This window comes from Neisseria sp. P0009.S007 (assembly GCF_051962515.1).
Genome location: NZ_JBQCVF010000949.1, coordinates 1 through 372, shown reverse-complemented (window position 1 = coordinate 372; position 372 = coordinate 1). Strand labels below are relative to the sequence as shown.

Annotated in this window: 1 pseudogene; it reads right to left on the bottom strand. The window is 50.5% G+C overall.

The features are described from left to right. Positions 1-372 (bottom strand): annotated as a pseudogene (groEL, locus tag ACTHS3_RS17255) (chaperonin GroEL); the annotation flags it as partial.

Sequence of the window (372 nt, the reverse complement as noted above, 5' to 3'; positions counted from 1 at the left end):
GTCCAAAGTCGCTTTTTCCAGAGAAAGGCCGACTTCTTCAGAAATAACCACGCCGCCGGTCAGGATAGCGATGTCTTGCAACATGGCTTTGCGGCGGTCGCCGAAGCCAGGGGCTTTAACGGCAACGGTTTTCAGGATGCCACGGATGTTGTTCACCACCAAAGTCGCCAAGGCTTCGCCTTCTACGTCTTCAGCGATAATCAAGAGCGGACGGCTGGCTTTGGCCACTTGTTCCAAAACAGGCAACAAATCGCGGATGTTGCTGATTTTTTTGTCGAACAACAATACAAACGGATTGTCCAAAGCAGCGATTTGTTTTTCAGCGTCGTTGATGAAGTAAGGAGACAGATAGCCGCGGTCGAATTGCATACC